This window comes from Mesorhizobium denitrificans (assembly GCF_003403035.1).
GTDB lineage: Bacteria > Pseudomonadota > Alphaproteobacteria > Rhizobiales > Rhizobiaceae > Mesorhizobium_G > Mesorhizobium_G denitrificans.
Genome location: NZ_QURN01000009.1, coordinates 123,880 through 144,279, shown reverse-complemented (window position 1 = coordinate 144,279; position 20,400 = coordinate 123,880). Strand labels below are relative to the sequence as shown.

The following is a 20,400-nucleotide window of genomic DNA, read 5'->3' as shown; positions in this document are numbered from 1 at the left end:
CCAAAACGGGAGTTTCTTCGACTGAAAAACATGCTTATATGCGCGCCTGCGAGCCACAGAGGGGCTTGTCAATAAGGGAGTAAGTAATGAAAAAAACCATCTTCGCGGCGGCGTTGCTGGCCGCAACCGCGCTCGCTGGCGTAGCTAACGCCAAGACGCTGGTATACTGCTCGGAAGGTTCGCCGGAAGGGTTCGACCCGGCGCTCTATACCGCCGGCACCACCTTCGACGCTTCTTCGCGTCCAGTGTTCAATCGCCTTGTCGAATTCAAGCCAGGAACAACAGAGATCGAGCCCGGCCTTGCCGAAAGCTGGACCATTTCCGACGATGGCTTGCAGTACACTTTCAAGCTGCGCCCGGGCGTCAAGTTCCAGACCACTGATTTCTTCACGCCGACGCGTGACATGAATGCTGATGACGTGGTTTTCAGCTTCGAGCGCCAGTGGAAGGAAGACAATGCGTGGCACAAGTACATCCCGGAAGGCTCGTATGAGTATTTCGCGGGCATGGGCTTGCCGGAACTTCTCGCAAACATCGAGAAGGTTGACGACCTCACCGTGAAGTTCACCTTGAAGAACAAGGAAGCACCGTTCCTGGCAAACCTCGGCATGGATTTCGGCTCGATCCAGTCCAAGGAATATGCTGACAAGCTTCAGGCTGACAACAAGATGGTTCAGTTGAACCAGATGCCAGTCGGCACCGGCCCGTTCACCTTCGTTGCCTACCAGCAGGACGCAGCAATTCGCTTCAAAGCGAATGACGCATACTGGAAAGGCCGTGAGAAGATCGACGATCTCGTATTCGCGATTACGCCGGATGCCGCCGTTCGTCTTCAGAAGCTGAAGGCCGGCGAATGCCAGATCTTCCCATATCCGAACGCTGCTGACGTTCCCGCCATCAAGTCGGACGACACGCTGACGACGATGGAAGAGAACGGCCTGAACGTTGCCTATCTGGCCTACAACACACAGCAGGCGCCGTTCGACAAGGTTGAGGTCCGCAAGGCGCTCAATATGGCGATCAACAAGAAGGCCATCGTCGACGCGGTGTTTGAAGGTGCGGCTGAGGTCGCCAAGAACCCGATCCCGCCGTCAATGTGGGGCTACAACAAGGCTATCGAGGACGACAAGTACGATCCGGAAGCCGCTAAAAAGGCTCTGGAAGCAGCAGGCGTCAAGGATCTGTCTATGAAGATCTGGGCAATGCCGGTTGCGCGTCCATACATGCTCAACGCTCGCCGCGCGGCAGAGTTGATGCAGGCTGACCTCGACAAGATCGGCGTCAAGGCAGAGATCGTCTCGATGGAATGGGCAGAATATCTGGCCAAGTCCAAGGACGTGAAGCGCGACGGTGCGGTCATCCTCGGCTGGACCGGCGACAATGGTGATCCGGACAACTTCCTGCACACCCTGCTTGGTTGTGACGCTGTCGGCGGTAACAACCGCGCGCAGTGGTGCAACAAGGAGTTCAACGATCTGGTTCTGAAGGCCAAGACCACCGTTGACCAGGCTGAGCGCACAAAGCTCTACGAAGAAGCGCAGGTCGTGTTCAAGCGCGAAGCGCCGTGGGATACGCTCGACCACTCGGTCGTCGTCATGCCGATGTCGAAGAAGGTCAAGGGCTACATCATGAGTCCGCTCGGCCATCACTCCTTCTCTGGTGTTGATGTCGAGGAATAAGCACTAATTTGGTGTTTGGAGGGGCGTCTTCACTGACGCCCCTTTTTTTCGATTTCAGAACGCGTAGACTGAATTAGCCGGCGGCTGGAAAAGCGCCGCAGGCAACGAGGCTTGCAATGTTCAGATTCCTGCTTGGGCGGCTGGCAGTTCTCATTCCGACGTTTATCGGCGTCTCCATAATCGCTTTCTCATTCATCCGCTTGTTGCCGGGCGATCCGGTCATGCTGATGTCGGGCGAACGCGTGATGACGCCGGAGCGATATGCGGAGATTTCACATAGGCTCGGCTATGACCGATCGTACATAGTTCAGTATCTGGATTATCTATGGGGCATTCTGCGCGGCGATTTCGGCACGTCGATTTCCACCAAATCATCCGTTCTCGGCCAGTTTTTCCAGCTCTTTCCAGCCACACTCGAACTGTCGCTTTGCGCCATCATCTTCGCGGTGGTGCTGGGTATTCCGGCAGGTGTTCTTGCTGCCATAAAGCGCGGCTCCTTCTGGGATCAAACCATTATGGGAACGGCGCTGATTGGCTTCTCCATGCCAATCTTCTGGTGGGGCCTGCTGCTCATCATCCTGTTTTCAGGCGTGCTCCAATGGACACCCGTTTCCGGCCGCATTTCGCTGATGTATTTCTTCCCCTCGGTCACCGGCTTCATGCTGATCGACTCGCTCTTGTCCGGGCAAAAGGGCGCTTTCACATCGGCGCTCAGCCATTTGATCTTGCCGACCATCGTGCTCGGCACAATCCCGCTGGCGGTTATCGCCAGGCAAACCCGTTCGGCAATGCTGGAGGTTCTCTCCGAGGATTATGTACGCACGGCGCGCGCCAAGGGCCTGTCGTCTTTCCGTGTGGTCGGCATACATGCGCTGCGCAATGCGATGATCCCCGTCGTCACGACCATTGGCTTGCAGATCGGCGTTATGCTCGCTGGCGCAATCCTCACCGAAACGATCTTTTCGTGGCCGGGCATCGGCAAGTGGATGGTGGATTCGGTTTTCCGGCGAGACTATCCGGTTATCCAGGGCGGGCTGCTAATCATCGCGGGCATGATCATGCTGGTGAACCTGATCGTGGATCTGCTCTACGGCCTGCTTAATCCACGCATTCGGCATCAGAACTGAGAGGCACTGCATGGCACAGACAACCACCTCTCCTTCGCAAATCGGCCCAGTCTCGACAGACTCTTCCCGTCGCGCGCGACTTGCCGAATTCTGGTATTATTTCTCCGAGAACAGAGGCGCGGTCATCGGCCTGTTCTTCTTCCTGTTCCTCATCATTGTCGCCGTGTTCGCGCCATTGCTCGCGCCTCACGCGCCAACGATGCAGTATCGTGACGCGGTGCTGGTGCCGCCGTTCTGGGAAGAGGGCGGTCGCGCGACATATCTGCTCGGCACCGATGCCGTTGGGCGCGACATCCTCTCTCGCCTGATTTACGGCACGCGCTATTCGCTTTTCATCGGCGTCATCGTCACCACCATCTCGCTTGTCGGCGGCATTCTGATCGGCGTCATTGCGGGCTATTTCAGGGGCTGGGTGGATACGGTGATCATGCGCGTCATGGACATCATCCTCGCCTTTCCATCGCTGCTGCTGGCGCTGGTTCTGGTCGCAGTGCTCGGCCCTGGCCTCACCAATGCGATGATCGCGATTGCGCTGGTCTTCCAGCCACACTTTGTGCGGCTCACGCGCGCTGCGGTTATTTCCGAAAAGACCCGCGACTACGTCGTGGCGGCCAAGGTTGCTGGTGCGGGTCCGCTGCGGCTCATGTTCAAAACGATCCTGCCAAACTGCATGGCGCCACTGATCGTTCAGGCAACGCTCTCATTCTCCAACGCCATCCTCGACGCAGCCGCGCTTGGTTTTCTTGGGCAGGGCGCACAGCCGCCAACGCCCGAGTGGGGAACCATGCTGGCCGAAGCGCGTGAATTCATCCTCCGCGCATGGTGGGTGGTCACGTTCCCCGGCCTCGCCATCCTCATCACCGTGCTTGCCATTAACCTGATGGGCGACGGCCTGCGCGACGCGCTTGACCCCAAGCTGAAGAGGTCTTGATCATGGCGCTGCTGGAAATCGAAAATCTTGTCGTCGAATTTCAGACCGCGTCCGGCATGTTCCGCGCGGTGGATGGTGTTTCGCTGAAAGTCCACGAGCGCGAAGTGCTGGCGATCGTTGGCGAATCCGGTTCTGGAAAATCCGTCTCCATGCTTGCCGTCATGGGGCTGCTGCCATGGACTGCAAAGGTCACAGCCGACAAGATGACCTTTAACGGTCGCGATTTGCTGGACATCAGCGATGCGGATCGCAGAAAGCTGATCGGCAAGGATATCGCCATGATCTTTCAGGAGCCCGTCGCCAGCCTGAATCCCTGTTTCACGGTGGGCTTCCAGATCGAGGAGGTGCTGCGTGTCCACATGAAGTTGGACAAGGCCGCACGCCGCGCCCGCGCCATTGAATTGTTCAAGGCGGTCGGCATTCCGGACCCTGCCGAGCGACTCGGCCATTATCCGCATCAGATGTCGGGCGGCCAATGTCAGCGCGTGATGATCGCCATCGCGATCGCCTGCAATCCGAAACTGCTGATCGCGGACGAGCCGACGACCGCGCTCGACGTGACAATCCAGAAGCAGATTCTCGACCTGCTCATGGGCTTGCAGGCTGAACACGGCATGGGCCTCATCATGATTACGCACAATATGGGCGTGGTGGCGGAGACGGCGGATCGCGTCGTCGTCCAGTACAAGGGTCGCAAGATGGAAGAGGCGGATGTGCTCTCGCTCTTCGAGTCCCCAAAGAGCAATTACACAAAGGCGCTGCTCGCTGCGCTGCCAGACAACGCGACCGGCGACCGCCTGCCGACCATCACCGAATTGTTTGTCGATGAACGTCCCGCTGAGGCATCGACTGCCGTGAAAACGCCGCCGCTGGAGGCTCCGCTATGAGCGAACCCATCGTTCTCGAGGGGCGCAATATCGTCCGGGACTACCATATTCCCGGCGGCATGTTCAGCAGCGCCCGCACAGTCCACGCTGTCAAAGGCGTCAACTTTTCCGTTGAAAAAGGAAAGACGCTGGCGATTGTCGGCGAAAGCGGATGCGGCAAGTCCACGCTGGCGCGCATCATCACGCTGATCGATCCTGCAACTTCCGGCGACCTGCTGATCGACGGCCACAAGATCGATATCACCAAGGGTGGTCTGACGACCGAAATGCGCCGCAAAGTGCAGATCGTTTTCCAGAACCCCTACGGCTCGCTAAACCCACGTCAGAAGATCGGCGACGTGCTGGCCGAACCACTTCTCATCAACACCAACATGCCGGCGAGCGAGCGCAACGAGCGCGCAATGGCCATGCTCAAGAAGGTCGGCTTGCAGGAAATCCACTTCAATCGCTATCCGCATATGTTTTCCGGTGGCCAGCGCCAGCGCATCGCGATTGCGCGCGCGCTGATGCTCAATCCCAGCCTGCTGGTGCTTGACGAGCCCGTTTCCGCGCTCGACCTTTCCGTGCAGGCGCAAGTGCTGAATCTGCTCGCCGATTTGCAGGACGAGTTCCAGCTTACCTACGTCTTCATCAGCCATGACTTGTCAGTCGTGCGCTACATCGCCGACGACGTAATGGTCATGTATTTCGGCGAAGCGGTCGAATACGGCCCGCGCGATGAAGTGTTTGCCAATCCACAGCACGCTTATACCAAATCGCTGTTTGCCGCGACGCCGCGTGCCACTGTTGATTCCATCAAGGCGCGTCTCGCCCGGAAGAAGGTTGCCGCCTGATAGTCAGTTGACCATTTCGCATGAGTCGCCTGCGCCAACAAATTTAAGCTAATTCAGAAACCGCCGCGTTGCGTGCTGCAATGTGTTGTGTTCATATGAACATAACGCAATTTTCGCCGGGAGGTTTTTATGAAGCGTGGTTTGATTCTTTCTGCTGTCGTCGCGGGTTTTCTGGGCGCCCTTTCTGTCACGCCAGCTTCTGCTGATGACGGGCTGGTTGTTTTCGCGGCTGCAAGCCTCAAAAACGCCTTGGACAATGTGAACGCCGCCTGCGAAACCGATGTTGGTGCCAAGGCCAACATTTCCTATGCCGCAAGCTCGGCGCTCGCCAAACAGATTGAAGAGGGCGCACCTGCGGACGTGTTCATTTCAGCCGATCTCGATTGGATGAAATATCTGTCGGAAAAGGGTCTGACGCAGAAGGCCAGTGAAGTGCGCCTGCTCGGCAATCGCATCGTGTTGATCGCGCCGAAGGATTCCAAGGCCGATGTGAAGATCGATCAGGGCTTTGATCTTGGTGCCGCAGTCGGCGATGGTAAACTGGCAATGGCGAATGTGGATTCGGTGCCTGCTGGTAAATACGGCAAGGCCGCGCTGGAAAAGCTTGGTGCGTGGGATGGCGTTTCGTCGAAAGTCGCGCAGGCCGAGAATGTTCGTGCTGCGTTGAAGTTCGTTTCGACCGGCGAAGCAGCGCTCGGCATTGTCTACCAGACCGACGCCGCCGCTGACCCGAATGTGAAGATCATCGACACGTTCCCGGAAGATTCGCACGCTCCGATCGTTTACCCGATCGGCCTGACCGCCTCTACGAAGGACCCGGAAGCGGCGAAGTTCGAAGCCTGCCTCCAGACCGACAAGGCGAAAGCACTGTTCGAAAAAGAAGGCTTTAGCTGGCTCAACCAACCGCTGTCGAACTGAGACTTACGAGGGACATGAACACCCCTCATCCGCCTGTCGGCACCTTCTCCCTCAAGGGGAGAAGGCAGCTGTTTCAATGCTGGTTTCAAGCACGATCGTTAGCAAGTAGTGCGAAACGTCTCAATTATCCCCTTCTCCCCTTGAGGGAGAAGGTGCCAGCAGGCGGATGAGGGATATTTCCTTCACCACGCCAACCAAAAAATCCTACTGCATAATCTCGACTGCTAGCGCGGTGGCTTCGCCACCGCCGATGCAGAGCGATGCCATGCCGCGCTTTTCGCCGCGAGCCTTCAATGCCGCAAGCAGCGTGACTATTATGCGTGCGCCTGAGCAGCCAATAGGGTGTCCGAGCGCGCAGGCGCCGCCGTTCACATTGACCTTATCGTGCGGCAGATCGAGTTCGCGCATCGCTGCCATCGCGACCACCGCAAACGCCTCATTGATTTCATAGAGATCGACGTCCGACGATTTCCAGCCGAGCCGTTCCAGCAGCTTGCGCATCGCGAAAACCGGCGCGGTGGTGAACCATGCGGGCTCCTGCGCGTGGCTGGCATGGCCGAGGATCTTCGCCAAAGGCGTCATGCCGTTCTTCTCCGCCGTGGAGAGGCGCGTAATGATCAGCGCCGCACCACCATCTGAAATGGAAGACGAATTCGCAGCGGTCACCGTGCCGCCTTCGCGGAAAGCGGGCTTCAACTGTGGAATCTTTTCCGGCTTGGCTTTAGACGGCTGCTCATCGTCAACTACGCCCGCGACCGATACGATCTCAGACCGGAACGCTCCGTCCGCAATAGCCTTCAGCGAACGCTGCAATGAGGTCAGCGCATATTCGTCCTGCGCCTCGCGGGTGAACTGATAATGCTGCGCGGTGTCCTCGGCAAAAGTGCCCATCGCGCGGCCCTTGTCATAGGCGTCTTCGAGGCCGTCGAGGAACATATGGTCGTAAAGCTTGCCGTGGCCGATGCGATAACCACCGCGCGCCTTGTCCAGCAGGTACGGCGCGTTGGTCATGGATTCCATGCCGCCCGCAACCACGATGTCTGCGCTGCCCGCTGCGATAAGATCATGCGCAAGCATGGTCGTCTTCATGCCCGACCCGCAAACCTTATTGAGCGTCGCGCACGGCACGCTGAGCGGCAGCCCCGCGCCGAGCGCCGCCTGACGGGCGGGAGCCTGTCCGAGACCGGCAGGCAACACACAGCCCATGATTACCTCATCGACGGCGTCTGCCGCGATTCCGGCGCGCGCCACAGCTTCACGAACCGCGGCAGCGCCGAGTTCTGTCGCGCCAACGCTCTTGAATGCGCCCTGAAAGGCTCCCATCGGCGTTCGAGCTGCGCCTGCAATGACAATTGGATCGTGGCTGGACATATTCATGCTCCCTGATTCACTGGCCTTCATGTGGCGGATGGCGGGCGCGAAAGCAATGGTCGGCTCTTTGAGCCAACAAGAAATGATCCCTTTTTGTTCTTTTTTCTTTTCCTTTGAGGAAAGCCGCGCTACCTGTCGCGTGTGACCCGGCAAGAGCATCCGATAGCGCAGGTGAGCCAAGCCGCTCTGCCCGAACCCTTCGTGAAATGGTTCGCGGAGCGTGGCTGGTCGCCGCGCGCGCACCAGCTGGAACTGCTCGGCAGGGCGCAGGCGGGCAAATCCGTGCTGCTGATTGCGCCCACGGGCGCGGGCAAGACGCTGGCCGGGTTCCTCCCAACGCTGACCGATCTGGCCGTTCGCTCGAAGCGCAAACCGGGCGAGGCGCATCGCGGCATTCACACGCTCTATATCTCGCCGCTAAAAGCGTTGGCGGTTGATATTGAACGCAATCTTGGGCGTCCGATCGCGGAAATGGGTCTGCCCATCAGCGTGGAAACCCGCACAGGCGACACGCCTCAACACAAACGCCAGCGTCAAAAGCTCGTCCCGCCCGACGTCCTGCTGACCACGCCCGAACAGCTAGCCCTGCTGATTGCAGCTAATGACGCTCAACGCTTTTTCAAAGACCTGCGCTATGTGATTTTTGACGAGCTGCACTCGCTGGTGACATCCAAGCGCGGCCACCTTCTGGCGCTGGGCTTGGCGCGTCTGCGCAAGCTGCGTCCAGAGCTTCAAACCATCGGACTTTCGGCCACCGTCGCGGAGCCGGAACAATTGCAGAAATGGCTCGTGCCACAGAACAGAGATGCGGCGCTGGCAGACCTCATAACGGTGTCGGGCGGAGCGAAACCGCACATCACGATTCTGGACTCTGAACAGCGCGTGCCGTGGGCAGGCCATTCCGCGCGCTATGCCGTCGAAGACGTTTACCGCGCAATCAAAGAGCACCGCACGACGCTTTTATTCGTCAATACACGCAGCCAGGCGGAACTTCTGTTTCAAGAGTTGTGGCGAGTGAATGAAGACGCCTTGCCCATTGCGCTGCATCACGGCTCCCTTGATGTTGGCCAGCGGCGGCGAGTCGAAAGGGCAATGGCGGGCAATGAACTGCGAGCCATCGTCGCCACTTCCACGCTCGATCTTGGCATTGATTGGGGCGATGTTGATCTGGTCGTGCATGTTGGAGCGCCGAAGGGCGCAAGTCGTCTGGCGCAACGCATCGGGCGTTCAAATCACCGCATGGACGAGCCCAGCCGCGCGATACTCGTGCCGGCAAACCGTTTTGAAGTGCTGGAATGCCGTGCCGCGCTGGAAGCAAATGCGGTCGGCGCGCAGGATACGCCGCCGCTGGCCGTGGGCGCGCTGGATGTGCTTGCCCAGCATATTCTTGGCTGCGCTTGCGGCGCGCCATTCGATGCGGACAGCCTTTTCAATGAAGTGCGCAGCGCCGAACCATATGCCACGCTTGACCGCTCGACCTTTGACCGCGTTGTCGATTTCGTGGCGACCGGCGGCTACGCGCTGAAAACCTACGAGCGATATGCTCGCATCCGTCAGAATAAGGACGGGCTATGGCGAGTATCCAACCCGCGCGTTGCCCAGCAATACAGGCTGAATGTCGGCACAATTGTCGAAATGCCGGAATTGAACGTGCGCTATGTGCGGCAGGGCAGGGGCGGTGTTTCGCGCGGCGGAGCGGTGCTCGGCAAGGTCGAGGAATATTTCGCGGAGGCGCTTCGTCCCGGCGACAATTTCCTGTTTGCCGGAAAGATCCTGCGTTTCGAAGGTATTCGCGAGAACGAGTGCTATGTGTCGAACGGCTCTGCTGCGCAGATCATCGTTCCATCTTATGCGGGCGGCAAGTTCCCGCTATCGACTTATCTTGCCGATGGTGTGCGCTCGCTGCTGTCGGACCCGTCGCGCTGGAATGCGCTGCCCGATCAGGTGTCGGATTGGCTGCGCACGCAGCAGGAAAAATCCGTGCTTCCGGGCAGGGGCGATCTTCTGGTCGAAACCTTTCCGCGCGGCGATCGCCACTACATGGTTTGCTATCCGTTCGAGGGAAGGCTCGCGCACCAGACGCTTGGCATGTTGCTGACCAGGCGGCTGGAGCGTGCGGGTGCGCGTCCACTGGGCTTTGTCGCGACTGACTATTCGCTCGGCGTGTGGGCGCTTGATGATCTGGGCGTCCGCTTTAAATCCCGCAAGCCATCACTTTCCGAACTTTTCGATGAAGACATGCTCGGTGACGATCTCGATGCATGGCTGAATGAAAGCTGGATGCTCAAGCGCATGTTTCGAAATTGCGCCGTCATTGCTGGCCTGATCGAGAAGAAATTTCCCGGACAGGAGAAGAATGGCCGCCAGATCACCGTCTCCGCAGACCTCATTTATGACGTTCTGCGCGCGCATGAGCCGGATCACATTCTGTTGCAAGCCACCCGTGCGGATGCTGCTGCGGGGTTGCTCGATGTCAGGAGACTTGGCGATATGCTCTCGCGCATTCGCGGGCGAATCGTGCATAAGCCATTAGAGCGCATATCGCCGCTTGCCGTGCCGGTCATGCTTGAAATCGGCAAGGAAAGCGTGAAGGGCGAGGCCAACGACACTTTGCTGGCCGAAGCGGCAACATTGATAGAAGAAGCGATGGGACCGGAAGAGGGATCAGCTTGAACGAGCATGCCGCGCACCGCAGAAGCTTTTCGGGCGACATTGTCGTGGCCGATAATGCTGCAGTCTGCGACCCGAGCGGCGCACTGTATTTTCCCGAGCTTGGGCTGCTCGTCGTGTCGGATCTGCATCTGGAAAAAGGTTCATCCTTAGCGCGGCGTGGTCGCCTGATGCCGCCCTATGATACCGCCGCAACCTTGCTCAGGCTTCAATCCGTACTCGCCACCTACGCGCCGCGCATTGTGCTCAGCCTTGGCGACAGCTTCCATGATGGCGAGGGCGCGGCGCGCCTGCCTGCCGCGTTCCGTGTGCAACTCGAAGCGCTGATGTTGGGTCGCGAATGGATCTGGGTTGCGGGCAACCACGATCCTGATGTTCCTGCCGACCTTCCCGGCTCATGCGTGCAGGAGATTGCGATTGCCGGATTGGCATTCCGGCATGAGCCGTCACGCAATGCGGTGCCGGGCGAAATTGCGGGCCATCTGCACCCGTGCGCGCGCATCGTGCAGCGCGGGCGCTCGGTTCGTCGGCGTTGTTTCGCGTCGGATGGCGCGCGCCTCATCATGCCTGCCTTTGGCGCGTTCACCGGTTCGCTCAATGTGATGGACCATGCATATCGTGGGCTGTTCGCGTGGGAGCGCTTCATGGCCTATATGCTTGGCGACAGGCAGGTTTACCCGATTGCCAGCTCCTTGCTCAGGCCGGGTTGATCATTCCTTGCGGAACACGAGTTGCCCCAGCCATCCGGTCAGCATGGCAAGGAAGACGGCGAAAATGCCGTACGTAAAGCTGTCCTGATGCGCATAGTCGAAGATTGACTGTTCAAAACCCGACTTGCGAATTTCAAGCTGTGCCGAGGATTCGCTCACAAAAGTTCCGTTCTTGAACAGGAACGCGCGCGCGCGATGCGTGCCGACCGGCACATCTGGAGCCAGACGCAAGGTCGCGCGAAACAGGCTTTGGGAAAGAAACTGCACGCCGCCATAATTGGTGCTGTAGAGGCTCGTCGCCTTTTTGCGCTCACGCAGCGCGTCGGTGAATTCCTGGATGGTAACCGGGCCCGAATGCTTGTTCAGCGGCTGGAGGAAGATATTGTCCGCCCCGAGTGAAAGTCGCTTGTAGCTCTGGGGATCGGTTATGTCCTGCGGTTGCCGCGTCGTCGCGACAGAATAGGAAATCGGCACATTCACGAATGTCTCGGACCGCGTGTTGATCCACATGCCAAGCACGCGCTGTTTGCGGCGTACAACCACCGCATCCGATGGTCCTTCAAGCACAACGATCACATCATAGCCGCCGCGCCGCGTAACCTGCGGATCAGCATTTTCGACTGAACCGAAGATTGTGAGGTCGGCTCCTGAAAAGCCGGCAGTCAGCGCAACATGATCTGTAGAAAGCCCGATCTGGATAGACTCCTCGTTGACGATCTGCGCGCGAGCGATAGAGGGCAGGAGCAGAAGCGTAAAAGCGAGAAGTGCCCACCTCATTGGCCTGACCCTTCGAGCGTGGTCAGCGAATAGGGGCTTGTGGGTGGCACGAAAAGATCCACGCCAAGGCGAATGGCAACGGCCAGAACCAGCAATGCCAGCAGCGCACGCAATTGTTCGCCGCGCAATTTTCGTCCGGCTTTGGTGCCGTAATGTGCGCCAAGAACGCCGCCAAGCATCAGAAGCAGCGCCAGTACTATGTCTACAGTCTGGTTGGTCGTGGCGTGCACAATCGTCGTGAACGCCGCTGTGAAAGTGATATGAAACAGCGAAGTTCCAACAACCACATTGGTCGGCACTTTCAGCAGATAGATCAGCGCTGGCACCATGATGAAGCCGCCGCCGACACCCATGATCGACGCGAGAAAGCCAATCACCGCGCCGATAATCAGCACTGGAATGACGCTGACGAAAAGCTTGGAAGCGCGAAAGCGCATTTTGAGCGGCAGGCGGTGAATCCAGTTGTGGTGGCCGGGTTTCTTTAGCGCTGGCGCTGCCGCACCCCCGCGCGTTGCGCGCAGGGCATTGACGCTTTCAACCAGCATCAGCCCGCCAACTGTTCCAAGCAACGCCACATAGAGCAGTGAGATAAACAGGTCCAACTGGCCAACGCTGCGCAGCAGCGCGAACACATAGACGCCGATGGTGGACCCAACCAGACCGCCCGCGAGCAACATCAGCCCCAGTTTGAAATCCAGCGTTCCGCGTTTGAAGTGCGTTAAAGAGCCGGAGAAGGACGAAGCGATAACCTGGTTCGCGCCGGTGGCAACAGCAATTGCAGGCGGCACATTATAGAAGATAAGCAGCGGGGTAATCAGAAAGCCGCCGCCGACGCCGAAAAGCCCGGACAAAAAGCCGACCGCCGCGCCCATGGCCAGCAGGACAAGGGCGTTGACCGACATTTCAGCAATCGGGAGATAAACACCCACCGGCAGACTCAATTATATAACTGACGGTGATGGGAATTTAGCCCCCTTCGCCGCCCCGCAATGCTCAGAATTTCTAGGCATTAGTTGTGCCGATATTGCGGCGGAATGGAAAGAAGAAAGCCGCCCTGATGGCGGCTTTCAACCATTCTTTGCTTTCACTAAGTAGCGAAAAAGTCTCAGTTCTTGGCGAGGAGCGCCTTAACCATGCTTTCGTCGATGCGCCCTGTGGGCTGCATTCCGTGATCTTCCTGGAAGGCGGCGATTGCCTGACGCGTTTTGTTCCCGATCATCCCGTCAGCCATTCCAACATCATATCCCGCCTTGTTGAGCAGCGCCTGCACGTTGCGGATAGCCTTATCCATGTCGACTTTGGCTGTGCTGCTCGGTGCCTCCTGCCATGCGTCGGGAATCTCGACCTCATTGGCGGCAGGGTCCTGCGGCTGTGCTTTCCATGCGGCTATCTCTTGCTTGGCCTGGTTGAGCTGGTCAGGGCTCATCGCCTTGGCAACCTCGTCGCGCTTGTCGCTTGCATCGCGGTCGCCAGTGTTAGCCACGAGGCCAAACCACTTGTACGCCTGCTCCATATCCAGAGGCATGCCCGCGCCCTTGGCCGCAAGAATTCCGAGATTGTACTGGCTGTCTTTCACGCCAAACGCGGCTGCTTTGGTGAACCAACGCACGGCGGCTTCATTGTCCGGCGCCTTGTCCGCACCGGTTGCATAAAGCACCGCGAGATTGTGCATCGCGTTGGCGTTGCCCTGATTTGCCGAGAGCTGATACCAGCTCCGAGCCTTGTCGAAATCGCGCGTTACGCCGAGGCCCTTTTCATACAGGTTCCCAATGCGGAATTGCGCGGGTGCGTAGCCCAGTTCTGCTGACTTTTCGAACCAGCCCGAAGCCTGCTGCATGTTGCTTGCAAGGCCAGCACCTTCCGCCAGCCGCGAGCCGATTACGTAAAGCGCCTTTGCATCGCCGTTCTGCGCGGCCTCGCGAAGCGCGAGCGGTCCCACCTGCGCCGGAATCTCGGTCGAAGTAGCAGCTGCTGCCGTCACCGGCGCGCTTGCGGCCGCAACGCGGTCGTCGGGTGATGCCGGCGTCACACTGGCTGTTGTCAGTGTTGTATCGGGTCCGCTGTCGCCGTCGTCAGCCGCAGCCTTCACCGTCTCGCTCTTCACTGCGGGAGCAGCAACTTCCATTTTTGGCGCGCTTACGGGCGTCATCGTCGCCGCAATTTCGGCTACCGGTCCGGTATTGCCACCAGCGATTTCAACCGGATCCTTGACGAAGGCTTTTCCGAGTTGAAGCCCAGCCAGTGCCGCCATGATCGCTGCAACCGCGAGCAAGATCGGCCTGCGGCGTCCTTTGAGAATGCTGGCGAGTACCGACTTGCGACCCGGCTTTTCGCCATTCTCGTCTTTCTTGAGCAGTTCGGCTTCCGCTGCGGCTGCCTGTGCCGCGCGTCTCGCTGCTGCAATGAAATCCGATCGCGACGTATCACTTTCAACTTCCGTGCCGAGGTCGTCACGGTTTTCGCGCACGCGGCGGATGATTGCGTTGAGGTCCGGCGCGGCAGAGCCCGGTTCCAGCGGCCTGTTTGCGTCGAGATCTTCGGCCTGCATCTCCAAGGTAGGCTCGCTCGTTGCGGCTGGCGCCTCGGTCTTTTCCTTCTTGCGGAATATGCGTTTCCAGCCGCTCACCTTCGCTGGAGCCGGAGCGGGTGCATCCTCAACCACGCTCTCGACTTCAGCTATTGCCGTGACCTCTTCATCCGTATCTGCTTCGGCAACCTGACCCGGTACGGGCGCCGCCTCGAAATTGAACTCGAAGCTTGCCGAATCTTCGTCGATAGGTGGCACTTCATCCATATCGATGGATGGCGCCTGCCCGACGTCCAGTTTGGGTGCTTCCTCCTGCTCTTCCTCAACCACTGCTTCGGCGATTGCGAGCGGTGCGTCATTGCTGACGACATATTGTTCGCTGACGTCAAGCTGACCGATCCGGTCGATGATCTTGATAAGCGTCTCGTGGATCGCGTCAAAGGTGCGCGTGTTGCGATCATCTGCATCGCGCGTCAGGCCTTCCAAAGACTTCAGATCGTCTGTCAGACCGGCTATTGCTGCCGCTTCAATCGGCGAACCGGCGAAGTTGCGCAGAACTTCCTCCGCAGCCAACCGCGCCGTCTCAATCAGCCCGTCCTTGCTTCCGGATACCGCAGCTTCAATGCGCTCGAGCCGTGGAGCCAGTTCCACAACTTCAGCAATTGTTGGATTCGGCTGGTCGAGATGCGCTGAAAGGGCGGAAAGCTGTGCCTCCAGTGCCCTTATCAATGCAGGATCAAGCGGCTCCGACTGATTGGCATCCAGCTTGTCGGTCAGCGCGTCCAGCCGCTGCTGCAAACCGAGTATTGCGTCGTCGCTCGCGGCCTGCGTTTCGATCTGCTTGGAAATATTGACCAGCCGCTGTTCAAGCTGCTCGATGCTCTTGTCGATGCCGGTCGGAAACGCCGCCGCCGCCAGCTTCTTGCTGATATTGTTCAGTTCCTTGGTCATCTCGTCCGTAGCGGCAGTCATGCTGCCCGCTGCGACCAGCTTCTCGATCCGGTCGGAAATCACGTCGAGGCGCTGAACGATAACATCATCGGTCTGGCCCGCGCCATCTTCGATCTGGCGGGCAAGCGCGACGATGCGAGAATCCAACTTCTCTATCAGCGACGGATCGAAGGCATTCTTCTGGTCCGCCATCGAAATCGCGACGATCGACCGGGATATTTCCTCCAGCCTGCTTTCAATCGCATTGATGGCTTGGGGCTGGTTACGCTCGCTTTCCTGCTGGACGAACCGCTCGATTACTTCGGCGAGATTGCGCAGTTTTGAATCAACGCGGTCGACTGAAATCTGCTCAGGCAGTGTGCCGATTGCATCGCTGATTTGTTCCAGGCGCGTGCTTAAGGCTTCGATAGCCTGATCGAAACCGGACTGACCCATATTGCGCTCAAATTCGTCCCAGCGCGCGGTGACGGCCAGCACGGAGTCTTCCCGCGCAAGGCCGGCGACTGAATTCTTGATCTGCTCGATTTCCAGCCGCAGCAGATTAACCGCCTTGTCGTCGGACTTGTCTTTCGAGTGCTGAATGGCTTTTGTCAAACGCGCAATTTCGGCATCGAGCTTTGCGCCGGTTTGCGCATTGGCGGATTCATAGCTTTGTTCGAGTTCGCGCCGCAGCGCGTTGAACTCGCGGCGCAGATCACTTCCCACCTGCTCGCGAATATGGTCCTGCCGCGCGAGGTTGGAATTCAGCATCTCGGCGCGCAATGTCTGAAATTCGCGGGTGACGCGCTCAACATTTTCGTATGGGTCGCTTTTGCCCCAGGCCGCGTCGCGCTGCTCGGTATAGTGCGGCGCCGGGCGCTCGTCGGCATAGGCTCCCTGAGCCTGCGCGCGAACCACTTGCTGTGCGCGCTGGCGCAGGCTGAGCTGTTGCTCAAGCTGTTCGAGCGAACGGCTGAGATGCTCCAGACTGGCCGAAGGCTTGCGCTGCCTGCCTTCGTTGACTGAATCGAGATAGGATCGCCTGCTTTCCATTGAGACCGTCCTGCTTGGCCGCGAAGTGCAGCCGGGTTACCGCCAAGATGGCCGGTTTCAATCGTGGACAGCGACCGGAACGATTCCGGCGTTTGCGCAGCGAAGAACCGTGAAAAATTCAATACACAATAGTCACGGGAGACCAGCATGCGCAGCTTTCGCCGAACGTGGTAAATGTTCGGTTAACCTCCATTACCATTTGATTGCATCTTGCATCGCAATCCGCACGGCGTTATATTTCCTTTACGTAAACGTAAGGGCGTCAGGCGGGGACCAGTGCGCTCCTTTTTAACTTTTGACGGGAAGGCGATGCGCTGAGATGTGCGCGCCTGCGCAAGGATCATGGACATGAACACGAATCTTTCGGTTGCACCGGAGCCTGCGGCTCTCGATGCCGAAACCGGCGAATATGAGCGTATCGGCGAACTTGCAAAGCAGTTCGGCATCACGTTGCGCACGCTTCGCTTCTATGAGGACAAGGGCCTGATAAGCCCCAAGCGCGACGGGGTAATGCGCCTTTATACGCGGCGCGACAAGGCGAGGCTGAAGCTTATCCTTTTGGGCCGCAAGGCCGGCTTCTCGCTGCGGGAAGTTAAGCAGATGCTCGATCTTTACGAACCGAGCGGATCGAATACGCGCCAGCTCAAGGTAACGCTTGAGAAGTCGGAGAAGCAGCTTCTTCGTCTGGAAAAGCAGCGCGCACTCATTGATGATGCAATCGGCGAACTGACTGGCGCTATGGAAGTCGTTCGCGCCGATCTTGCAAAAAGAACCGGCGAAAGCCCGCGTCAAAGCAACTGACAATGCGGCCGCACGCTCACGAACAGGTCATCGTTCGCGTGCATTTTGCAAATTGACGTTTACGCAAACGTCAACTAAATAGGGCTCAGCAGAACATTGCTGTTGCCCCTATCCCAGTCTCGTGATCGCGTAAGGATCACAGGACAAATTCTGATCTGTTTGTGGAGGAACGCATGCCGATCTATCAGGCCCCGGTCAAAGATACGCTTTTTGTGCTGAACGAAGTTCTCGGTTTCGAGCGTTACAGCAATCTTCCGGGCTTTGCAGATGCAAGCGGTGATATGCTGGAGGCGATTCTGGGCGAGGCAGGCAAGCTGGCCGAAAACGTGATCCAGCCAACAAACCGCGATGGCGACGTTGAAGGCTGCACCCGCAACGCCGACGCTACGGTAAAAACGCCGAAGAGCTTCAAGCCTGCCTATGATGCCTATCGCGAAGGCGGCTGGATGGGCCTCGCAATTCCCGCCGAACATGGTGGGCAGGGCTTGCCGTATTCAGTGAATCAGGCGGTTAGCGAGTATTTCATCTCAGCCAATATGGCGTTGATGATGTATCCGGGCCTGACCCACGGCGCCATAGCTGCGATTCACGTTCACGGGTCGGACGAGCAAAAAGCCACCTGGCTGCCGAAAATGGTGGAAGGCGTGTGGACTGGCACCATGAACCTCACCGAGCCGCATTGCGGTACTGATCTTGGTCTGCTGCGCACCAAGGCCGTGCCGGATGGCAAGGGCGCTTACAAGATTTCCGGCCAAAAGATATTCATCTCTGCCGGTGAGCACGACATGTCGGAGAACATCGTCCACCTCGTGCTGGCGCGCGCTGAAGGTTCGCCGGATGGCATCAAGGGCATTTCACTCTTTATCGTGCCGAAGTTCATTCTCGATGCGGATGGCAATCCCGGAACGCGCAACGGCGTGTCCTGCGGCTCGATCGAAGAGAAGATGGGCATTCACGGCAACGCCACTTGCGTCATGAATTATGACGAGGCCGAAGGTTATCTCATCGGTGAAATCAATGGCGGCATGAAAGCCATGTTCACCATGATGAACGAGGCACGTCTCGGCGTTGCCGCACAGGGTCTGGCGCTATCGGAAGTGGCCTATCAGAACGCCGTCAGCTACGCGAAAGAGCGTTTGCAGGGTCGCTCGTTGACCGGACCGAAAGCGCCGGACAAGAAGGCCGATCCGATCATCGTTCACCCCGATATTCGTCGCAATCTGATGACGATGAAGGCGTTCAATGAAGGTGGCCGCGCATTCATGCTTTGGACTGCTCTCAAGTCTGACATTGCGCATCGCTCTGGCGACAATGCCGACCGTCAGGAAGCAGAGGATCACCTTGCGCTCATGACACCGGTCGCCAAGGGTGTGCTGACCGACAAGGGCTTTGAGCACGCGGTCATGGCGCAGCAGGTTTTCGGCGGTCACGGCTACATCGAAGAGCATGGCATGAGCCAGTTCGTGCGTGATGCCCGCATCGCCATGATCTATGAAGGCGCAAATGGCATTCAGGCGCTTGATCTGGTTGGCCGCAAGCTCGGACAAAATGGTGGCCGCGCCGTGCAGCATTTCTTCAAGGAAGTGGGCGATTTCTGCGAAGAAAACCGCTCCGATGAAAAGATGGCTCCGTTCACCAAGGCGCTAAAAAAGGGTCTGAACGATCTTCAGGCGGCGACTCTTTGGCTCATGCAGAACGGTATGAAAAATCCTGATGACGCTGGCGCAGCCTCCACGGACTACATGCACCTCTTTGGTCTTGTATCGCTCGGTTATATGTGGGCTAAAATGGCGAAGGTTGCGCAGGCGCGGCTGGCCGAAGGAGCAAACGGCACCGCCGATTTCTACGAAGGCAAGCTGGTGACGGCGCGCTATTTTATGGAGCGGATCATGCCGGAAACGGCAGCGCATCTTGCGCGCATTTCCAGCGGCTCCGCGTCTATGATGGCGCTGCCTGCGGAAGCGTTCTAAACAGTCGTCACACCGCCGGGAGGAAACATGGCGAGTGCATCTGAAGTTCTGGGCCTGCCGAAGCCTGCTTGGGCAACAGACGATGTTGCCATGCTCTACGATATGTCCGTGCGCTTTCTCGAAAACGAGATTGCGCCGAAATATGACGAATATGAAAAGAACGAAATCGTGGAGCGTGCGGCTTGGGAAAAGGCCGGCGCAAACGGCCTGCTCTGCGCCTCCATGCCTGAAGAATATGGCGGCTCCGGCGGCACATTCGCGCATGAGAGCGCCATCGCGGAAGCCTTGGGCCACGTCGGTACGGATGGATTCGGCATAGCGCTGCACAACGCAATCGTCGCGCCCTATATCCTGCATTATGGCAGCGAGGAGCAGAAGCAGCGCTGGCTGCCACGCATGGCGACCGGCGAGTTGATCGGCGCAATTGCCATGACCGAGCCGGGTGCGGGCTCCGACCTGCAAGGCGTAAAAACCCGCGCCGAAAAATCCGGCAATCAATACACGCTGAACGGCTCGAAAACGTTCATCACCAACGGCCAGAACGCCAATCTTATCGTTGTTGTCGCCAAGACCGATCCGAGCCAGGGCGCGAAAGGCACTTCGCTGATCGTGCTCGAAACAGACGGTGCGGAAGGCTTTGAGCGTGGCCGCAACCTTGACAAGATCGGCCTCAAGGCCAACGACACGTCGGAATTGTTTTTCAACGATGTGCGCGTTCCCACCACAAACCTGCTTGGGTCGGAAGAAGGGCAGGGCTTTATTCAGCTTATGCAGCAGCTTCCACAGGAGCGCTTGCTGGTTGCCACGCAGGCCATATCGATGGCCGAGCGCGCTCTTGCCGTGACCATCGAATATGTGAAAGAGCGCAAGGCGTTCGGCAAGGCCGTCATCGACTTCCAGAATACGCAGTTCAAGCTGGCCGAACTTAAAACCGAAATCACCATCGGCCGCATCTTCTACAATGATTGCGTTCAGCGCCATATCAATGGCGGGCTGGACCCGGTCACGGCTTCGATGGCGAAATACTGGCTCAGCGATTTGCAGGGCAAAGTCGTCGACGAATGCCTGCAGCTTTTCGGTGGCTACGGTTACATGAACGAATACCCGATTGCCCGCATGTTCCGCGATGCGCGCGTTCAGCGCATTTATGGCGGAACCAATGAAATCATGAAGGTTCTGATTGCGCGCTCGCTCTGAGCGCCGTCAGCGACAAGGA

General features: G+C 58.3%; 15 protein-coding genes. 11 read left to right on the top strand and 4 right to left on the bottom strand.

The features are described 5' to 3' along the window. Positions 1-86: 86 nt before the first annotated feature. The 6 genes from DY251_RS13360 (at position 87) to modA (ending at position 6,375) form a co-directional block, all read left to right on the top strand. Positions 87-1,679 carry an ABC transporter substrate-binding protein gene (locus DY251_RS13360; protein WP_116624397.1) on the top strand — a complete coding sequence of 531 codons (1,593 nt, stop codon included), beginning with the start codon at positions 87-89 and terminating at the stop codon, positions 1,677-1,679. A 116-nt stretch (positions 1,680-1,795) separates the two neighbouring features. Next, positions 1,796-2,806, top strand: coding sequence for an ABC transporter permease subunit (locus DY251_RS13355; RefSeq protein WP_116624396.1), 1,011 nt, complete (start codon positions 1,796-1,798; stop codon positions 2,804-2,806). Positions 2,807-2,816: 10 nt separating this feature from the next. Further along, positions 2,817-3,737 carry an ABC transporter permease subunit gene (locus DY251_RS13350; RefSeq protein WP_116624395.1) on the top strand — a complete coding sequence of 307 codons (921 nt, stop codon included), beginning with the start codon at positions 2,817-2,819 and terminating at the stop codon, positions 3,735-3,737. A 2-nt stretch (positions 3,738-3,739) separates the two neighbouring features. Beyond that, positions 3,740-4,624, top strand: coding sequence for an ABC transporter ATP-binding protein (locus DY251_RS13345; protein WP_116624394.1), 885 nt, complete (start codon positions 3,740-3,742; stop codon positions 4,622-4,624). Continuing rightward, positions 4,621-5,457, top strand: coding sequence for a dipeptide ABC transporter ATP-binding protein (locus DY251_RS13340; protein ID WP_116624393.1), 837 nt, complete (start codon positions 4,621-4,623; stop codon positions 5,455-5,457). The genes DY251_RS13345 and DY251_RS13340 overlap by 4 nt, the downstream gene beginning before the upstream one ends. Positions 5,458-5,586: 129 nt before the next feature. Beyond that, positions 5,587-6,375, top strand: coding sequence for a molybdate ABC transporter substrate-binding protein (modA, locus tag DY251_RS13335; protein WP_116624392.1), 789 nt, complete (start codon positions 5,587-5,589; stop codon positions 6,373-6,375). A gap of 204 nt (positions 6,376-6,579) precedes the next feature. Here the strand turns inward: modA and DY251_RS13330 are convergent, their stop codons facing one another. After that, the gene (locus DY251_RS13330) at positions 6,580-7,746 is read right to left on the bottom strand and encodes an acetyl-CoA C-acyltransferase (protein ID WP_116624447.1); all 1,167 of its coding nucleotides are present in this window, start codon (positions 7,744-7,746) and stop codon (positions 6,580-6,582) included. 171 nt (positions 7,747-7,917) lie between these two features. Here DY251_RS13330 and DY251_RS13325 point away from each other — a divergent pair, with 171 nt between their 5' ends. Continuing rightward, positions 7,918-10,419 (top strand): ligase-associated DNA damage response DEXH box helicase, encoded by a 2,502-nt coding sequence (locus DY251_RS13325; protein ID WP_245415955.1) that lies wholly within the window; start codon positions 7,918-7,920, stop codon positions 10,417-10,419. Then, entirely contained in the window at positions 10,416-11,126 is a 711-nt protein-coding gene (pdeM, locus tag DY251_RS13320) for a ligase-associated DNA damage response endonuclease PdeM (protein ID WP_116624390.1), read from the top strand. The genes DY251_RS13325 and pdeM overlap by 4 nt, the downstream gene beginning before the upstream one ends. Here pdeM and DY251_RS13315 read toward each other — a convergent pair whose 3' ends face one another. The 3 genes from DY251_RS13315 to DY251_RS13305 form a co-directional block, all read right to left on the bottom strand. Beyond that, positions 11,127-11,903 carry a TIGR02186 family protein gene (locus DY251_RS13315; protein ID WP_116624389.1) on the bottom strand — a complete coding sequence of 259 codons (777 nt, stop codon included), beginning with the start codon at positions 11,901-11,903 and terminating at the stop codon, positions 11,127-11,129. After that, positions 11,900-12,832 (bottom strand): sulfite exporter TauE/SafE family protein, encoded by a 933-nt coding sequence (locus DY251_RS13310; protein ID WP_116624388.1) that lies wholly within the window; start codon positions 12,830-12,832, stop codon positions 11,900-11,902. The genes DY251_RS13315 and DY251_RS13310 overlap by 4 nt, the downstream gene beginning before the upstream one ends. A 176-nt stretch (positions 12,833-13,008) precedes the next feature. Next, a complete protein-coding gene (locus DY251_RS13305; protein ID WP_116624387.1) occupies positions 13,009-16,413 on the bottom strand; it encodes a peptidoglycan-binding protein in 3,405 nt (1,134 codons plus the stop codon). Between the two features lie 348 nt (positions 16,414-16,761). Here DY251_RS13305 and DY251_RS13300 point away from each other — a divergent pair, with 348 nt between their 5' ends. The 3 genes from DY251_RS13300 (at position 16,762) to DY251_RS13290 (ending at position 20,381) form a co-directional block, all read left to right on the top strand. Beyond that, positions 16,762-17,214 carry a MerR family transcriptional regulator gene (locus tag DY251_RS13300; RefSeq protein WP_170971383.1) on the top strand — a complete coding sequence of 151 codons (453 nt, stop codon included), beginning with the start codon at positions 16,762-16,764 and terminating at the stop codon, positions 17,212-17,214. A 173-nt stretch (positions 17,215-17,387) separates the two neighbouring features. After that, positions 17,388-19,184, top strand: a complete 1,797-nt coding sequence (locus DY251_RS13295) for an acyl-CoA dehydrogenase C-terminal domain-containing protein (RefSeq protein ID WP_116624385.1) — start codon at positions 17,388-17,390, stop codon at positions 19,182-19,184. Between the two features lie 27 nt (positions 19,185-19,211). Further along, positions 19,212-20,381, top strand: coding sequence for an acyl-CoA dehydrogenase family protein (locus DY251_RS13290; RefSeq protein ID WP_116624384.1), 1,170 nt, complete (start codon positions 19,212-19,214; stop codon positions 20,379-20,381). Positions 20,382-20,400 lie beyond the last annotated feature (19 nt).